The organism is Streptomyces sedi, from assembly GCF_006335015.1.
In the GTDB taxonomy this organism is placed as follows: Bacteria; Actinomycetota; Actinomycetes; order Streptomycetales; family Streptomycetaceae; genus Streptomyces; species Streptomyces sedi.
Genome location: NZ_VDGT01000002.1, coordinates 463,766 through 483,731, shown reverse-complemented (window position 1 = coordinate 483,731; position 19,966 = coordinate 463,766). Strand labels below are relative to the sequence as shown.

Sequence of the window (19,966 nt, the reverse complement as noted above, 5' to 3'; positions counted from 1 at the left end):
CTCAACTCCAGGGAAACATCGAGCAGGTGGGGGGCGTGGCGCGCCGTCGGGCCGGGCACCGGGGTGGGCGAGAACGGTCAGGAGATGCCGAACTCCTTGCCGAGCAGGTCGAACATCTCGTCGTCCGAGGCGTCGTCGAGGTCGTCCGAGGCGCCCGCGGCGGCGCCGGCCCGGCTCTCCCGCCAGGCGGTCAGCAGCGCCGCCAGCCGCGCACCGACCCGGTCGTCCGAGTCGTCGCCCGGCCGGATCGAGGCCAGGCCGGCCTCGATCCGGCCCAGCTCGGCGAGGAGCGGCGCCACCCCGTCGGCCGGCTCGTCCACGACGAGCCCCTCGGCGAGCCGCGCGACCAGGTCGAGCGGCGTCGGGTGGTCGAAGACCAGGGTGGCGGGCAGCCGCAGCCCGGTGGCCGTGTTGAGCCGGTTCCGCAGGTCGATGGCGGTCAGCGAGTCGAAGCCCAGCTCGGTGAAGGCCCGGCGTTCGTCCACCGCCTCCGGCCCCGGCAGCGCCAGCACCGAGGCGACCTGCGTGCACACCAGGTCCACCAGGGCGGAGTTCCGCTCGGCCGGCGGCAGGGCGGACAGCCGCTCGCGCAGCGCGGCGGCCGGGTCGATCCCGGTCTCCGCGGCCCGGCGGGTCGCGGTCCGCACCAGGCCGCTGAAGAGCGGTGGCACGGAGGGGAGTTGGCGCACCGCCCGCAGGTCGAGGCGCGTCGGCAGGACGACGGGGTCGGCGCCGAGGGCGACCGCGTCGAAGAGCGCCAGCCCCTCGTCGGGCGTCAGCCCGAGGGCGCCGGTCTCCGCGAGCCGGGCGCCCATCCCGTCCTCGCCCGCCCACAGGCCCCACGCCAGCGAGGTGGCGGGCAGCCCGGCGGCCCTGCGGTGCAGGGCCAGGGCGTCCAGGAACGCGTTGGCCGCCGCGTAGTTGCCCTGGCCGGCGTTGCCGAACGTTCCGGCCGCCGAGGAGAACACCACGAACGCCGACAGCTCCGACTCTCGGGTCAGCTCGTGCAGATGCCAGGCGGCGTCCACCTTCGGCCGGAAGACCGTGTCGATCCGCTCGGCCGTCAGCGACGGAATGGTGGCGTCGTCCAGCACACCGGCCACATGGACGACCGCCGTCACCGGGTGCGCGGCCAGCAGTCCGGACACCGCCTCCCGGTCCCCGACATCACACGCCACGGCCGTCACCTCGGCACCGGCCGCCTCCAACTCCTCGCGCAGCCCGTCGAACCGGCCGCCCCGACTCGCCAACACCAGCCGCCGCACGCCGTGTTCGGCCACCAGGCGACGTGCGACCCGTCCGCCCAGCACCCCGGAGGCGCCCGTCACCAGCACGGGGCCCGCTCCGAATCCGGCGCCCTCCACCGGCTCGGGCCGCACCCGCGCCAGCCGGGGCACCCACACCTCGCCGCCGCGCACCGCCAGCTCGGGTTCGGTGCTGGCCACGGCCGGTTTCCAGCCGTCCTCGCCGTCCACGTCCAGCAGCACCAGCCGGTCCGGGTTCTCCGAGCGGGCCGACCGCGCCAGGCCCCACACGGCGGCGCCCGCCAGGTCGGGCACGTCGTCGTCCGTGCCGACCGCGACCGCGCCACGGGTCACCAGCACCAGCCGGGACGCCGCACACCGCTCGTCGGCCAGCCAGCCGCGCAGCAACTCCAGTGTGTCCACTGTGCGTTGGCGAGCCGCCGAGGCGTCGGGCGCGCCGAAGCGGCGCACCACCACGCGTTCCGGCAGGGACTCCCCCGCGTCCAGCGCCGCGCGGATCGCCGCCCAGTCGGCGAACTCCGCCACCGAGCCCGGGCCGCCTGCCGGCCGCGCCGCGGGAGCCGGCGTCGGGGCCGGCACCCAGTCCACCCGGAACAGCGCGTCCGAGCGGGGCGCCGCGCCGAGGGCCTCCGGCGCCACGGGGCGCAGCACCAGCGCCTCCACGTCGGCCACCGGGGCGCCCGCGCCGTCCGCGACGGACAGCGACACCCCCGCGCCCGCCGGGGCCAGCCGCACCCGCAGCGCCGTGGCGCCCGCCGCGTGAAGCCGGACGCCGGCCCAGGAGAACGGCAGGCCCTGGGCGGCGTCGGCGGTCAGGCCGACCGCGTGCAGCGCGGCGTCCAGCAGCGCCGGGTGCAGCCCGAAGCCGCCGACCTCCACGTCGTCGTCCAGCGCCACCTCGGCGAACACCTCGTCGCCGCGCCGCCAGGCCGCCCGCAGACCGCGGAAGGGCGGCCCGTAGCGGAAGCCGCCGTCGGCCATCGCCTCGTAGAACCCGGCCAGTTCGACCGGTTCCGCGCCGGCCGGCGGCCAGGCGCCGGGTGCGGCGGGCGCGGGTTCGGCGGCGCCGGCGGCCAGCAGGCCGCTGGCGTGCCGGGCCCAGGCCGGGTCGCCTTCCTCGTCGCGGGCGTGCACGGCGAGCGGGCGACGCCCCGCCCCGTCCGGCGCACCCACCCGCAACTGCACCTGCACGGCGCCCCGTTCGGGGAGCACCAGCGGTGCCTCCAGCGTCAGCTCCTCCACCAGGTCGAGCCCCACCTGGTCGCCCGCCCGCACCGCCAGCTCGACGAACGCCGTGCCGGGCAGCAGCGTCGCGCCCATGATCTCGTGCCCGGCCAGCCACGGGTGTGTCCGCAGCGACAGCCGGCCGGTGAACAGCACGGTGTCCTCGTCCGCCGGCGTGACCGCCGCGCCCAGCAGCGCGTGGTCGGCCGAGCCCAGCCCCAGCCCGGTCGCGTCGGACGCCGGCCGGGCCGCCGTGTCCGGCCAGAACCGCTGGTACTGGAACGCGTAGGTCGGCAGCTCCACGTCCGAGCCGCCCGGCGCGTGGTACGCCGCCCAGTCGACGGGCACCCCCCGCACATGCAGCTCGGCGAGCGCGGTCCGCAGCGCGGCGTCCTCCGGCCGGTCGGCGCGCAGCGCGGGAACGAACGCGGCGTCCGGCGCGGTCTCCTGGCCGAGCGCGGCGAGCGTGCCGCCGGGGCCGATCTCGACCAGCACGTCCGCGTCCAGCCGGGCGACGGCGTCGCCGAAGCGCACCGCCTCGCGGACGTGCCGCACCCAGTACCCGGGGTCGGCCAGTTCCTCGGCCGATACGGACCGCCCGGTGAGGGTGGAGACGATCGGCAGGGTGGGCGTGCGGTAGGTGACCTCGGTGAGGACCCGGCGGAAGTCCTCCAGCATCGGGTCCATCAGCGGCGAGTGGAACGCGTGACTGACCCGCAGCCGGGTGACCTTCCGACCCTCGCCGCGCCAGTGCCCGGCGACCGCCTCCACATCGCCCTCGGCACCCGAAACCACCACGGACGAGGGTCCGTTGACGGCGGCGATGTCCACGTTCCCGGCCAGGGTGGGCGCGATCTCCGCCTCCGTGGCGCGGATCGCGACCATCGCCCCGCCGGCCGGCAGGGCCTGCATCAGCCCGGCGCGCGCCGCCACCACCTTCGCCGCGTCCGACAGGGACCACAGGCCCGCGACATGCGCGGCGGCCAACTCGCCGATCGAGTGCCCGGCCAGCACGTCCGCGCGCACCCCCCACGATGCGAGGAGCCGGAAGAGTGCGACCTCGACGGCGAACAGCGCCGGCTGGGTGAACCCCGTCTCGTTCAGCGCCTCCTCGTCCTCACCGAACAGCGCCTCGGCGACCGCCGGATCGAACTCCGCCAACGCCGCGTCCAACGCGGTCGCGAACACCGGGAAGACGGCGGCCAGTTCGCGGCCCATCCCGAGCCGCTGCGAGCCCTGGCCCGAGAAGAGGAACCCGACGCGGTGCTCCTCGGCGACGCCGCGCAGCACCACGCCGCCGCCCAGCCGCCCCTCGGCGGCGTCGGTGAGCCCGGTGAGCAGATCGGTCACATCCCGGCCGACGACGGCGAGCCGGTGTTCGAACCCGGCCCGCGAGGTCGCCAACGCCCGGGCCACCGCCGCCGGTTCGGCGTCGGGCCGGTCCGCCAGATGGTCCCGCAGCCGCAGCGCCTGGTCGCGCAGCGCGCCCTCGGTGCGGCCGGAGACCAGCCACGGGCCGAGCGGCGCGGGCGCGGCCGGCGCCGGGTCGGGCTCGGCGGGCGCCTCGATGATCACGTGCGCGTTGGTGCCGCTGAACCCGAACGAGGAGACGCCCGCCCGCCGGGGCCGGCCGGCCGCCGGCCAGGGCCTGGCCTCCGTCAGCAGCTCCACCGCGCCCGCCGACCAGTCGACGTGCGGCGAGGGCTCGTCGACGTGCAGCGTCTTCGGCAGCATCCCGTGCCGCAGCGCCATCACCATCTTGATGACGCCACCGACACCGGCGGCGGCCTGGGTGTGGCCGATGTTGGACTTCAACGAGCCCAGCCACAGCGGCTCGCCGCCCGCCCGGTCGGGGCCGTAGGTCGCGAGCAGCGCCTGCGCCTCGATCGGGTCACCCAACGTGGTGCCCGTGCCGTGCGCCTCCACCGCGTCCACCTCGGACGCGGTCAGCCCGGCCGACGCCAACGCCTGCCGGATCACCCGCTGTTGCGAGGGGCCGTTGGGCGCCGTCAGGCCGTTGGACGCACCGTCCTGGTTGATCGCCGAGCCCCGCACCACCGCCAGCACCCGGTGGCCGTTGCGCCGCGCGTCGGAGAGCCGCTCCAGTACCAGCATCCCCACGCCCTCGCCCCAGCCGGTGCCGTTGGCGTCGGCGGAGAACGAGCGGCAGCGGCCGTCGGGCGACAGTCCCTGCTGGCGGCTGAAGTCGACGAACGCGCCCGGCGTCGACATCACCGTGACGCCGCCGGCCAGCGCCAGCTCGCACTCGCCGGAGCGCAGCGCCCGCGCCGCCAGGTGCAGCGCCACCAGCGACGAGGAGCAGGCCGTGTCGACCGTCATGGCCGGCCCCTCCAGGCCGAAGGTGTAGGAGACCCGGCCCGAGGCGACGCTGCCCGCGTTGCCCGTGCCCAGATAGCCCTCGACGCTCTTCGGCACGCCGTGCAGCTGCGACGCGTAGTCGTGGTACATCACGCCGGCGAAGACCCCGGTCGCGCTGCCGCGCACCGCGTGCGGGTCGATCCCGGCGCGTTCGAACGCCTCCCAGGAGGTCTCCAGCAGCAGCCGGTGCTGCGGGTCCATGGCGAGGGCCTCGCGCGGGGAGATCCCGAAGAACGCGGGGTCGAACTGGTCCGCGTCGTGCAGGAAGCCGCCCTCGCGGGTGTAGGAACTGCCGACGCGTTCACCCGACGGGTCGTAGAGCGCGTCGAGGTCCCAGCCGCGTTCCGTCGGGAAGGGCGTGACGCCCTCCGCGCCGTCCGCGACCAGCCGCCACAGGTCCTCGGGGGAACGCACCCCGCCCGGGTAGCGGCAGGCCATCCCGACGATGGCGATCGGCTCGTCCACCGCGACGGGCGCGACGGGCGCCGCCCCGGCGGCGGCGGGCGCGGCACCGGCGAACTCGCCGCCGACGAAGCCGGCCAGCGCGGCGGGCGTCGGGTAGTCGAAGACCAGGGTCGCCGGAAGGCGCAGCCCGGTCGCCGTGTTGAGCCGGTTCCGCAGGTCGACGGCGGTCAGCGAGTCGAAGCCCAGCTCGGTGAACGCCCGGCCGGCGGGCACCGCCTCCGGCCCGGCGTGCCCGAGCACCGACGCGACCTGGGTGCGCACCAGCTCCAGCACCGCCCGCTCCCGCTCCGCCTCGGTCAGCGGCGCCAGCCGCTCCCGGAGGGCGCCGGCCGGGTCGGCCCCGCCGCCCGCGACGCGGCGGCCCGTGGTCCGCACCAGCCCGCCGAAGACCGGCGGCACCACGGGCAGTTGCCGCACCGCCCGCAGGTCGAGCCGCATCGGCAGCAGCACCGGATCGTCGGCGGCGGTGGCCAGGTCGAAGAGGGCCACGCCCTCCTCCGCGGAAAGGCCGTGCTCGGCGGCGTTCGCCACCGCGGCCCCCATGCCGTCCGCCCACAGCCCCCAGGCCAGCGAGGTCGCCGGCAGCCCCGCGGCCCGCCGGTCGGCGGCCAGGGCGTCGAGGAACGCGTTGGCCGCGGCGTAGTTGCCCTGCCCCGGCGCGCCCAGCGTGCCCGCCACCGAGGAGAACAGGACGAACGCCGACAGGTCCCACTCGCGCGTCAGCTCGTCCAGATGCCGGGCCGCGTCCACCTTCGGCCGGAACACCTCGTCGATCTGTTCGGCCGTCAGCGTGCCGATGGTGGCGTCCGCCAGCACCCCGGCGGTGTGCACGACCGCCGTCACCGGATGCGCCTCCAGCAGCGCGGCCAACGCCTCACGGTCCGACACGTCACAGGCGACGGAGGCGACTTCGGCGCCCGCCTCCGTCAACTCCTCGTGCAACCCGCCGACCCGGCCGCGCCGGCTGGCCAACACCAGCCCACGCACACCGTGTTCGGCGACCAGATGGCGGGCGACGAGGCCACCCAACGCGCCCGAGGCGCCCGTCACCAGCACCACGCTGTCCTCGCCGAACACCGGCTCCCGCGCGGCCTCGGGCCGCACCCGCGCGAGCCGGGCGACAAACGTCCGCCCGTCCCGCACCGCCAGCTGCGGCTCGCCCGACGCCAACGCGGAGCGCCACCCGCCGTCGTCGCCGACACCGTCGTGGTCGACCAGCACGAACCGTTCGGGGTTCTCCACCTGCGCGGTGCGCACCAGACCCCACACCGCCGCCAACGCCGGGTCCGGCGCGCCGTCGTCGGCGCCGACCGCGACCGCGCCGCCGGTCACCAGCACCAGCCGGGACGCGGCACACCGCTCCTCGTCCAGCCAGCCACGCAGCAACTCCACCGTTTCCAGGGCCCGTTGCCGCACCGATGTCCCACCGTCCGGCCCCGCGAGCCGCACCACCACGCTCTCCGGCAGCTCCTGCCCGGCGTCCAGCGCCGCGCGGATCGCCGCCAGGTCGGCGAACTCCGCCACACGCACCGTGCCACCGGCCGCCACCGGTGCCGGCACCCAGTCCAGCCGGAACAGCGACTCCCAGCCCTGCCGCGCCACCGCCGCCGACACCGGCCGCAGCACCAGCGACTCGATGTCGGCCACCGGGGCACCCGCCCCGTCCGCCACCGCCAGCGCCAACCTGTCCGGCCCCGCCGGCGTCACCCGCACCCGCAGCACCGTCGCGCCGGACGCGTGCAGCCGCGCCCCGGCCCAGGAGAACGGCAGCCCGCCCTCGCCGCCGGTCAGCGCCACCGCGTGCAGCGCCGCGTCCAGCAGCGCCGGGTGCAGCCCGAAGCCGTCCGTCGCCACCTCCGGCGCCAGCGCCACCTCGGCGAACACCTCGTCGCCGCGCCGCCAGGCCGCCCGCAGCCCCTGGAACACCGGCCCGTAGGCGAAGCCACCGTCCTCCAACCGGTCGTACAGCCCTGCCAGTTCGACAGGTTCCGCGCCGGCCGGCGGCCAGGCCGCCAACTCGGCGACGCCCGAAGGCGCGGGCCCGGCGGGCGCCAGCACCCCGCTGGCGTGCCGCGCCCACGGCTCCGCCTCGTCCTCGCGGGCGTGCACCGCCACCTGCCGCCGCCCGGACGCGTCCGGCTCGCCGACCCGCAACTGCACCCGCACGCCGCCCCGTTCGGGGACCACCAGGGGCGTCTCCAGCGTCAACTCCTCCACCAGCTCGCAGCCGACCTGGTCACCGGCGCGGACCGCCAGGTCCAGCAGCGCCGTTCCGGGCAGCAGCACCGCCCCCTGCACCACGTGGTCCGCCAGCCACGGATGGGACTCCACCGACAGCCTGCCGGTGAGGAACAGACCGTCCCCGTCGGCCGGCTCCACCAGCGCGCCCAGCAGCGGATGCCCGGCCGCGCCGAGCCCCGCCGCGTCCAGATCGCCCGCGCCGACACCGGTCTCCAGCCAGTAGCGACGGTGTTGGAAGGCGTAGGTGGGCAGGTCGACGCGGGTGGGGGTGTCGGGGAAGAACGCGGGCCAGTCGAGGGCGACGCCACGGATGTGGGCCTGGGCGAGGGCGGCGAGCAGCGCCGACTCCTCGTCCCGGTCGGCGCGCAGCGCCGGGATGAACGCGGCCTCGGGCGCCGACTCCTGGCCGAGGGCGGAAAGCGTCCCACCCGGGCCTATCTCGACGAACGTGACCACGCCCTCCTCTGCCAACAGGCTGACGGCGTCGGCGAAACGCACCGCCTCCCGCACGTGCCGCACCCAGTACGCGGGATCGCTCAGCTCCTCGGGGGTGGCCGGGCGGCCGGTCAGGGTGGAGACGATCGGCAGGGTGGGCGTGCCGTAGGTGACCCCTTCGAGGACCCGGCGGAAGTCCTCCAGCATCGGATCCATCAACGGCGAGTGGAACGCGTGGCTGACCCGCAGCCGGGTGACCTTGCGGCCCTCCCCGCGCCAGTGCTCGGCGACCGCCTCAACCTCTTCCGCGTCACCCGAAACCACCACCGACGAGGGCCCGTTGACGGCGGCGATGCCGACGTTTCTGTTCAGCGTCGGCGACACCTCGTCCTCGGTCGCCCGGATCGCGACCATCGCCCCACCGGCCGGCAACGCCTGCATCAGCCCGGCCCTCGCGGCCACCACCTTCGCCGCGTCGGACAGGGACCACAGGCCCGCGACATGCGCGGCGGCCAGTTCACCGATCGAGTGGCCCGCGAGGACATCCGCGCGCACTCCCCATGATGCGAGGAGCCGGAAGAGCGCGACCTCGACGGCGAACAGCGCCGGCTGGGTGAACCCCGTCTCGTTCAGGACGACTTCGTCCTCGCCGAACAGCACCTCGGCGACCGCCGGATCGAAGTGCCCCAGCGCCTCGTGCAACGCGTCGGCGAACACCGGGTAGCGGGCGGCGAGTTCGCGGCCCATGCCGAGCCGCTGCGAGCCCTGACCAGAGAAGAGGAACCCGAGACCACCGGCGGCGACGGTGCCGCTGAAGACGCCCGTCGACGGACGCCCCTCCGCCAACGCCGCCAACCCGTCCCACAACGCCGCTCGATCCGCACCCAGAACCACCGCCCGGTGCTCGAACGGCGCCCGAGACGTCGCCAGCGAGAACGCCACATCCGTGGCCGCCAACTCGGGCCGCCCGTCCAGGTGTTGGCGCAGCCGCGCGGCCTGGTCGCGCAGCCCCGCCTCACCACGCGCCGACACCACCCAGGGCAACAGCCCCCCGCCCGCCGTCGGGGCGTACTCCGGCTCCGGAACCTGCTCGATGATCGTGTGCGCGTTCGTCCCGCTGATGCCGAACGAGGACACCGCGGCACGACGGGGGCGGTCGGTCTCCGGCCAGGGCCTGGCCTCCGACAGCAGCCGCACGTCACCGGCCGACCAGTCCACGTTGCTGGACGGTTCGCCGACGTGCAGCGTGGGCGGCAGCTGGCCGTACCGCATGGCCATCACCATCTTGATGATTCCGGCGACGCCGGCGGCGGCCTGGGTGTGCCCGATGTTCGACTTGATGGAGCCCAGCCACAGCGGCTCCTCGCCGGAACGGTCCTGGCCGTAGGTCGCGAGCAGCGCCTGCGCCTCGATCGGGTCACCCAACGTGGTGCCCGTGCCGTGCGCCTCCACCGCGTCCACCTCGGACGCGCTGAGTCCCGCGGAACCCAACGCCTGCCGGATCACCCGCTGTTGGGAAGGACCGTTCGGCGCCGTCAGACCGTTGGACGCACCGTCCTGGTTGACCGCGGAGCCGCGAAGCACGGCGAGGACCGGGTGGCCGTTGCGGCGGGCGTCGGAGAGCCGCTCCACCAGCAGCATCCCGACGCCCTCACCCCAGCCGGTGCCGTCCGCGTCGTCGGAGAACGACTTGCAGCGCCCGTCCGACGCCAACCCGCGCTGTCGACTGAAGTCGACAAAGGTACTCGGCGTGGCCATCACGGTGACGCCGCCGGCCAGCGCCATCCGGCACTCGCCCTGGCGGATCGCCTGGGCGGCCCAGTGCAGCGCGACCAGCGACGAGGAGCAGGCGGTGTCGACCGTGACCGCCGGCCCCTCCAGGCCCAGGGCGTAGGCGACACGACCGGACGCCACGCTGCCGGACCCCCCGGTCCCGAGGTAGCCCTCGACCTCCTCGGAGACGGAACGCAGCCGGGCGACATAGTCGTGGTACATCACACCCGCGAACACCCCGACCGCGCTGCCGCGCACCGCGTGCGGATCGATCCCGGCACGCTCGAACGCCTCCCAGGACGTCTCCAGCAGCAACCGCTGCTGCGGGTCCATCGCCAGGGCCTCACGCGGCGAGATCCCGAAGAACGCCGGATCGAACTGGTCCGCGTCGTAGAGGAAGCCACCCTCACGGGCGTAGGAGCTGCCGGCGTGCTCCGGATCGGGGTGGTAGAGCGCATCGAGGTCCCAACCACGGTTGGTGGGGAACTCGCTGACGGCATCCGTTCCCTCCAGCACCAACCGCCACAGAGCCTCCGGCGAGTCCACCCCGCCCGGATAACGGCAGGCCATCCCAACGATGGCGATCGGCTCATCCGTCGCCACCACCGTCGCCGTGGCACGCCTCGGCTCAACGACGACCGAGGCACCGACAAACTCCGAACCGATGAACGCCGCCAACGCGGCGGGCGTCGGATAGTCGAAGACCAACGTCGCCGGCAACCGCAGCTCCGTCGCGCCATTGAGACGATTACGCAACTCCACCGAGCTGAGCGAGTCGAAGCCCAACTCGCGGAAGGCCCGATCCGGAGCGACGGCGTGCGCGGAGTTGTGCCCCAGCACCGTCGCCGCGTGGGTGCGCACCAGCTCCAGCAGCGCCTTCTCCCGCTCCACCTCCGTCAACCCCGCCAACGACCGCGCCAACGCCGACCCGTCGGCGGCGGCACCAGCGGCGGCCGTGCGGCGCGCCGGCGCCCGCACCAGACCACGCAGCAACGGCGGCACCGGCTGGGTCCGCGCCTGACGGTGCAAGGTCGGCAGGTCCAGCGGAACGGGCGCCAGCAGTGCCCGCCCGGTGGTGGCCGCCGCGTCGAAGAGCGCCAGACCCTCGTCGGGCTCGATGGGAACCAGCCCACCACCCGTGATCCGACGCGTGTCCTCCGCGCCCAGACTCCCCGCCATACCGCCCTCGCTCGCCCACAGCCCCCAGGCGAGCGAGGTGGCGGGCAACCCAGCGGCCCGCCGCCGCTGCGCCAGCGCGTCGAGGAACGCGTTGGCCGCCGCATAGTTCCCCTGCCCCGGACCACCCAACACACCGGCCACCGAGGAGAACAGCACAAACGCCGACAGGCCGCGGTCCCGCGTCAGTTCATGCAGATGCCACGCCGCGTCCACCTTCGGCCGGAAGACCGCGTCGATCCGCTCCGGGGTGAGCGAACCGATCGTCCCGTCGTCCAACACGCCAGCCGTGTGCACCACGGCCGTCACCTCACGCTCAGCCAACAACGCTTCCACAGCCGCCCGTTCGGAGACATCACAGGCCGCGAAGGACACCTCCGCACCCGCCGCCCGCAGTTCCTCCCGCAGCTCCTCCGCACCCTCGGCCGACGCACCGCGCCGACTCACCAACAACAGGCGCGAGACACCTCGTTCCGCCACCAGATGCCGCGCCACGAGACCACCCAGGGTCCCCGTCGCCCCCGTCACCAACACCTCACCCGCACCAAAACCCGGGTCCTCAACGACCTGCCGTTCCACCCTGGCAAGTCGCGGCACCCGTATCTCACCCCCACGTAGGGCCAGTTGAGGCTCCCCGGTGGCCAACGCACCGGGCAGCGCCTCGACGGAGGCTTCGGCGTCGTCCAGGTCGAGCAGCACGATCCGGTCCGGGTTCTCCGACTGCGCGGAGCGCACCAACCCCCACACCGCCGCCTGCGCCACATCCCCCACCGCCTCCTCGGCGTCGGCGGGGATCGCACCGCGCGTCACCAGGGCGAGCCGGGTGGAGTCGAACCGTGCCTCGGTCAGCCAGCTCTGGACCGTGCTCAACGCCCAGTGCGCCACGGCGTGCGCGTCGGCGGCCGGGTCGACGCCCGAGCCGACCGGGCAGGAGAGGACCGCCACGTCCGGCAGCTCGGCCGCCGAGGCCAACGCGTCGAGGTCGGTCCACTCGACCACGGGCTGGTCCGCATCGCCGGCCGGCAGCGGCACCCAGTCGATACCGAAAAGCCCCTCCACGCCTGGCTGTTCGAGCGCGGCAGGGCGCAGCACCAGCGTCTCAACGGAGGCGACCGGCGCCCCGGTTCCGTCCGCGACCGCCAGCGACACGCCCTCGGCACCCACCGGCGTCATCCGCACCCGCAGCGCCCGGGCCCCGGCCGCGTGCAGCCGCACCCCGGACCAGGAGAACGGCAACCTGCCGGTGCCATCGGCGTCGGGCAGCAGACCGACGGCGTGCAGCGCGGCGTCCAGCAACGCCGGGTGCAGCCCGAAGCCCTCCGCCTTGACGCCCTCCGGCAGCGCCACCTCGGCGAACACGTCACCACCCACGCGCCACGCCGCCCGCAGCCCACGGAACACCGGCCCATAGCCAAAGCCGCCGCTCGCCATCCGCTCGTAGAAGCCGTCGAGATCGACGGCCTCGGCCCCGGCCGGAGGCCACTCGGCCAGCCCCGGCTCCTCGGCCCGGCCCCCGGCACGCACCACACCCGTCGCGTGCCGCGTCCACGCCCGACCGTCGTCGGCCACCTCTCCGTCACCGGAGTAGAGGGTCAGTTCGCGACGGCCCGAACCGTCCTCCGCGCCCACCGACACCTGCACCCGCACCGAGCCGCTCGCCGGCAGGATCAGCGGAGCCTCCAGCGTCAACTCCTCCACCAGATCGCACCCGACCTGGTCACCGGCCCGCACCGCCAGCTCGACGAAGGCGGTTCCGGGGAGCAGCACCATGCCCTGGATCGCGTGATCGGCCAGCCAGGGGTGGGTCTGAACGGACAACCGACCGGTCAGCAGCGTTCCGTCCGTGCCGCCGAGCGCGATGGTCGCGCCCAACAGCGGATGCTCGGCCGAACCCAGCCCGGCCGCCGCGACATTGCCGATCAGCGGCAGGACATCGGGCCAGAACCGTTCCCGCTGGAACGCGTAGGTCGGCAACTCGACTCGTCGGGCACCGCTGTCCGCGAAGAACGCCGACCACTTCAACGGCACTCCGGCCACGTGCAGTTGCCCGACGGCGGTGACGACGGCCACCGGCTCGTCCCGGTCGGTGCGCAGCGCCGGGATGAACGCGGCCTCGGGCGCCGACTCCTGGCCGAGGGCGGAGAGCGTCCCGCCCGGACCTATCTCAAGGAAGGTGGCTATGCCCTGGTCGGCGAGCGTGGTGACGGCGTCGGCGAAACGCACCGCCTCGCGGACGTGCCGCACCCAGTAGGCGGGATCGGCCAGCTCCTCGGCCGATACGGACCGCCCGGTGAGCGTGGACACGATCGGCAGGGTGAGCGTGCCGTAGGTGACCCCTTCGAGGACCCGGCGGAAGTCCTCCAGCATCGGGTCCATCAGCGGCGAGTGGAACGCGTGACTCACCCGCAGCCGCGTCACCTTGCGGCCCTGGCCGCGCCAGTGCTCGGCGACCGCCTCGACCTCCGCCTCGGCGCCCGAAACCACCACCGACGACGGCCCGTTGACGGCGGCGATGCCGACAGAGACCGGCAGCGTCGGCGACACCTCGTCCTCGGTCGCCCGGATCGCGACCATCGCCCCACCGGCCGGCAACGCCTGCATCAACCCGGCACGCGCCGCCACCACCTTCGCCGCATCCGACAGCGACCAGAGACCGGCCACATGCGCGGCGGCCAACTCACCGATCGAGTGCCCCGCGAGGACATCCGCCCGCACACCCCACGATGCGAGGAGCCGGAACAGCGCGACCTCCACCGCGAACAGCGCCGGCTGGGTGAACCCCGTCTCGTTCAGGACGGCTTCGTCCTCGCCGAACAGCGCCTCGGTGACCGAGGGATCGAAGTGCCCCAGCGCCTCGTGCAACGCGTCGGCGAACACCGGGTAGCGGGCCGCCAGTTCACGGCCCATCCCGAGCCGCTGCGCGCCCTGCCCCGAGAACAGAAACGCCACCCGACCGGGTGCGTCCACGACACCCACCGTCACGGCAGCGCTCGGGCGCCCCTCGGCCAACGCCTCCAGAGCCTCACGGAAGCCCGCCCGATCCTCCGCGACGATCGCCGCCCGATGTTCCAACGCCGCACGCGAAGTCGCCAACGACAGCCCCACGTCCACGGGTGCGTGTTCTTCCACCAGACCAAGGAGCCGCGCCGCCTGTCCCCGCAACGCCTCCCCGTCACGCGCCGACAGCACCCAGGGCACCAACCCCGCCCCACCCACCGACTCAGGCTCAAGCTCTGCCGACTCGGCGACCGGCGCCTGCTCGATGATGGTGTGCGCGTTCGTCCCGCTGAACCCGAACGACGACACCCCGGCCCGCCATGGCCGATCCACCACCGGCCAAGCCCGTTCCTCCCGCAACAACTCCACCGCACCTGCCGCCCAGTCCACATGACTCGACGGCTCATCCACATGCAACGTGCGCGGCAACACCCCATACCGCATCGCGAGCACCATCTTGATGATCCCCGCAACACCCGCCGCCGCCTGGGTGTGACCGATGTTCGACTTGATGGACCCCAACCAGAGGGGGTCGCCCGGGCGTTCCTGGCCGTAGGTGGCCAACAGGGCGTGCGCCTCGATCGGGTCGCCCAGCGTGGTGCCGGTGCCGTGTGCCTCGACCACGTCCACCTCGGCGGCCGTCAGCCCGGCCGACGCCAACGCCTGCCGGATCACCCGCTGTTGGGAAGGCCCGTTCGGCGCCGTCAGACCGTTGGACGCGCCGTCCTGGTTCACGGCCGAGCCGCGCACCACGGCCAGCACCTGGTGCCCGTTCCGCTGGGCGTCCGAAAGCCGCTCCACGAAGAGCATCCCGATGCCCTCGCCCCACCCGGTGCCGTCCGCGCTCTCCGCGAACGCCTTGCAACGGCCGTCGACGGCAAGCCCGCGCTGCCGGCTGAACTCGACGAAGGAGGTCGCCGTGGACATCACCGTGACGCCGCCGGCCAGCGCCAGCTCGCACTCGCCGGAACGCAGCGCCTGCACGGCGAGGTGGAGGGCGACCAGCGAGGAGGAGCAGGCGGTGTCGACCGTGACGGCCGGGCCCTCGAAACCGAACGTGTAGGAGAGGCGACCCGAGGCGACGCTGGCGGCGTTGCCGGTCGCGGCATAGCCACCGAAGTCCTCGGCCGCACCGCCCAACACCCAGCCGTAGTCCTGCATGTTGGAGCCGACGAAGACGCCGACCCGTTCACCGCGCAGCGCCTCCGGGTCGACGCCGGCGCGCTCTAGGACCTCCCAGGAGGTCTCCAGCAGCAGCCGCTGCTGCGGGTCCATGGCGAGCGCTTCGCGGGGCGAGATCCCGAAGAACGCGGGGTCGAACTCGGCGACCCCGTCGAGGAAGGCGCCCCTGCGGCTGTAGGTGGTGCCGGGGTTGCCGGGGTCCGGGTCGTACAGCGCCTCGATGTCCCAGCCCCGGTCGGTGGGGAACTCCCCCACCGCGTCCTCGTCGGAGAGCAGCGCACGCCACAGGTCCTCGGGCGACTCGACGCCGCCGGGGAAGCGGCAGGCCATGCCGACGATGGCGATCGGCTCGTCCGTGACGCCGACGACCGTGGCCGGCGCGTCCGGAACGGCGGCGCTCGCGCCGGTCAGCTCGGTGTGCAGATAGGTGGCGAGGGCGGCGGCGGTCGGGTAGTCGAAGACCAGGGTCGCCGGCAGCGCCACGCCCGTCGCCTCGTTGAGCCGGCTCCGCAGCTCCATCGCGCTGAGCGAGTCGAAACCCAGGTCGCGGAAGGCACGGGTGGCGGAGAACGCCTCCCCCGAGACATGCCCGAGGACCGCGGCGGCCTCGGCCCTGACCAGCTCCGTCAGCTGCCGCTCCTGCTCCGCCTCGTCGAGCCCCGCCAGCCGCCGGGCCAACGCCGAGGTGGCGGGCTCGGCCGTCTCGCTCTCGAACGCCGCGCGGACGGCCGGTAGTTCACCCAGCAGCGGGCTGGGGCGCTGCGCCATGAACGTACCGGCGAAACGTTCCCAGTCGACGTCCGCGATCACCACGTTGCCGTCACCGTGCTCCAGGGCGGCAGCCAGGCCCGCGATCGCCACCGCCGGCGCCATCGCCGGCAGGCCGCGGCGGCGAAGGTGGTCGGCGGCGCCCTGGCCGGCGTTGGCGACCATGCCGCCGCCGTCCCACGGGCCCCAGGCCACGGCCGTGCCGGGAAGGCCAGTGGCCCGACGGTGTTCCGCCAATGCGTCGAGATAGGCGTTGGCAGCGGCGTAGGCGCCCTGACCACCGCTGCCCCAGATGCCGGCGATGGAGGAGAAGAGGACAAAGGCGTCCAACGGCCGGTCGGCCAGCAGCTCGTGCAGATGACGCGCACCATCCACCTTCGCGGCCAGCACCTCGGTCAGCTCGGTCGCGTCAAGCTCGGCGACGGCGGCCGAACGCTCGATGCCGGCGGCGTGGACGACGGCGGTCAACGACGGTATCCCGTCGAGGAGTTCGGCGACGGCATCCCGATCGGTCAGATCACAGGCCGCGAACGTCACCTCCGCCCCCAACCCCACCAGCTCGGCACGCAGTTCCTCAGCACCCGCCGTCGCACCACCCCGACGGCCAGCCAACACCAACCGCTCCGCACCATTCGCCGCCAACCAACGCGCCACACGCCCGCCCAAAGCACCCAGCCCACCCGTCACCAACACCGTGCCACCCGGCGACCAACCACCCCCCGCCGCCACAGACGAACCACGCGGCGCCGGCACCAGACGACGCCCCCACAGCCCACCCTCACGCACCGCCACCTGATCCTCACCACCACCACCGGCCATAACAGCGGCCAGCAACTCACCCGACCGCTCGTCCCACTCCCCCTCCGGCAAATCAACCAGACCACCCCAACGCTCCGCCTGCTCCAACCCCGCAACCCGACCCAAACCCCACACCATCGACTGCTCAAAACCACCCACCACATCCCCCGCCACCGCCGCCACCGCACCCGACGTCACCGCCCACACCCGAACCGAAAGCCCCACACCAAGCAACGCCACCGTGTCAACCAACCCCAACAACGACACCACACCCGCCAGATCGGACCCACCCGAGAGCCGCTCCGACCAGCCCCCCACACCCGACTCCACCGAAACCACACGCACCCGCGCACCCCGCGCCGCCAACACCTCACCCACCCAACCCGCACGCGCATCCCCCTCAGGCGCCACCACCAACCACTCCCCCGCCAACACCGCATCCCCGACCGCCACCGGCCGCCACTCCACCCGATACCGCCACCCGTCTGCCACCGATGCAGGGTCGGCGGTCCTGTAGGCGGCCGGTGCGTCCAGCCAGTAGCGCTCCCGCTGGAACGCGTACGTCGGCAACTCCACACGCCCGGCCTCACCACCGGCCAGAAACACCGACCAGTCCAACGCGACACCACGCGTGTGAAGTTGACCGACTCCCTGCAACACCGCCACCGGCTCGGGACGACCACCACGCAACACCGGAACGAACACCGCGTCCGGCGCGGACTCCTGCCCCAACGCCGCCAACGACCCACCAGGACCCACCTCGACAAACGTCGACACCCCCTCACCCACCAGGCTGCCGACAGCATCGGCGAACCGCACCGCCTCCCGCACATGCCGCACCCAGTACTCCGGCTCCGCCCACTCCTCCGCCGACACCAACCCACCCGTCAACGTCGACACCACCGGCAAAGCCGGTGTGCCATAGGTGACCTCGGTCAGGACCCGACGGAAGTCCTCCAGCATCGGATCCATCAACGGCGAGTGGAACGCATGACTCACCCGCAGCCGCGTCACCTTGCGGTCCTGCCCACGCCAGTGCTCGGCGACCGCCTCCACATCGCCCTCGGCACCCGAAACCACCACGGAGGACGGCCCGTTGACGGCAGCGACACCCACGTTCCCGCTCAGCGTCGGCAACACCTCCGCCTCACTCGCCCGCACCGCCACCATCGCCCCACCGGACGGCAACGCCTGCATCAACCCCGCACGCGCCGCCACCACCCGCGCCGCATCCGACAGCGACCACACCCCCGCCACATGCGCCGCCGCCAACTCACCAATCGAATGACCCGCAAGAACATCCGCCCGCACACCCCACGACTCCAACAACCGAAACAGCGCCACCTCCACCGCGAACAACGCCGGCTGAGTGAACCCCGTCTCGTTCAACGCCTCCTCGTCCTCACCGAACAACACCTCGGCCACCGAGGGATCGAACTCCGCCAACGCCTCATCCAGCGCCGCCCCGAACACCGGGAAACGGGCGGCCAGTTCACGCCCCATCCCCAACCGCTGCGCACCCTGCCCCGAGAACAGGAACCCGACCCGACCCGGTTCGTCCGCGACCCCGGTGACCACGGCGCCGCTGGGACGGCCCTCGGCCAGCGCGGTCAACGCGGCCACGAACTCCGCACGTTCACCGGCCACCACCACCGCACGGTGCTCCCACAACGCCCGCGACGTCACCAACGCCCGCCCCACATCGACCAGTTCCTCGTCCCCGAGCGCCTCCACCAGCCGCGCCGCCTGCGCCCGCAGGGCACCCGCATCACGCGCCGACAACACCCACGGCAACACCGTCCCCGCCGGCAACCGCTCAACGGACGCGGCCGACTCGATGGCCTCCGCAGGCTCCGGGGCCTGTTCGAGGATGATGTGGGCGTTGGTGCCGCTGACGCCGAAGGAGGAGACGCCGGCGCGGCGGCGTTGTCCGGTCTCGGGCCAGGGGCGGTGCTCGGTGAGCAGGGAGACCGCGCCGGTCGACCAGTCGACGTGGCTGGACGGCTCGTCGACGTGGAGGGTGCGCGGCAGTTCGCCGTGTCGCATGGCGAGGATCATCTTCATCACGCCGACCACGCCGGCGGCGGCCTGGGTGTGGCCGATGTTGGACTTCACGGAGCCCAGCCACAGCGGCCGGTCGGCCGGCCGGCCCTGGCCGTAGGTGGCGAGCAGCGCCTGCGCCTCGATGGGGTCGCCGAGCCGGGTGCCGGTGCCGTGCGCCTCGACGGCGTCGACCTGCGCGGCGGTGAGCCCCGACGCGGCCAACGCCTGCCGGATGACGCGGCGTTGGGAGGGGCCGTTGGGCGCGGTGAGGCCGTTGGAGGCGCCGTCCTGGTTGACGGCCGAGCCGCGGATGACGGCCAGCACCCGGTGGCCGTTGCGCTGGGCGTCGGAGAGGCGTTCCAGCAGCAGCATGCCGGCGCCCTCGCCCCAGGCGGTGCCGTCGGCGCCGTCGGCGAACGCCTTGCAGCGGCCGTCCTGGGCCAGCCCGCGCTGTCGGCTGAAGTCGACGAAGACGCCGGGTGTGGACATCACGGTGACGCCGCCGGCGAGGGCGACGGGGCATTCGCCGTGCCGCAGCGCGTGCACCGCGAGGTGGAGGGCGACGAGCGAGGAGGAGCAGGCGGTGTCGATGGTGAGGGCGGGGCCCTCGAAGCCGAGGGTGTAGGAGAGCCGGCCGGAGAGGATGCTGGCGGCGTTGCCGGTGCCGAGGTAGCCCTCGTAGCCCTCGGGGATGCCGGTGGCGAGCCGCACCGCGTAGTCCTGGCCGTTGGTGCCGACGAAGACCCCGGCCCGGCTGCCGCGCAGGGTGTCGGGCGCGATGCCGGCGCGTTCGAGCGCCTCCCAGGAGGTTTCCAGCAGCATCCGCTGCTGCGGGTCCATCGCGGCTGCCTCGCGGGGGGAGATCCCGAAGAAGGCGGGGTCGAAGTCGGGCGCGTCGTGGACGAAGGCGCCGTGCCGGCTGTAGGAGGTGCCGGAGCGGGTGGGGTCCGGGTCGTAGAGCGCCGCCAGGTCCCAGCCGCGGTCGGTGGGGAACTCGGTGACGGCGTCCCGGCCTTCGGCGAGCAGCCGCCACAGGTCCTCGGGGGACTCGACACCGCCGGGGAAGCGGCAGGCCATGCCGACGACGGCGATGGGCTCGACCTCGCGTTCCTCGGCGTCGCGCAGCTTGCCGCGCATCTCCTGGAGGTCCACGGTGGCCCGCCGGAGGTAGTCGAGGTACTTCTGCTCGTTCGACATGTGTTGCGACCCTTCAGGCGTGT

1 protein-coding gene is annotated in these 19,966 nt (G+C 74.0%); it reads right to left on the bottom strand.

Features of this window, described 5'->3' with window-relative positions; translation table 11 throughout:
* Positions 1 to 77: 77 nt before the first annotated feature.
* The gene (locus FH715_RS04730; protein WP_425472671.1) at positions 78 to 19,898 is read right to left on the bottom strand and encodes an SDR family NAD(P)-dependent oxidoreductase; all 19,821 of its coding nucleotides are present in this window, start codon (positions 19,896 to 19,898) and stop codon (positions 78 to 80) included.
* Positions 19,899 to 19,966: the final 68 nt, after the last annotated feature.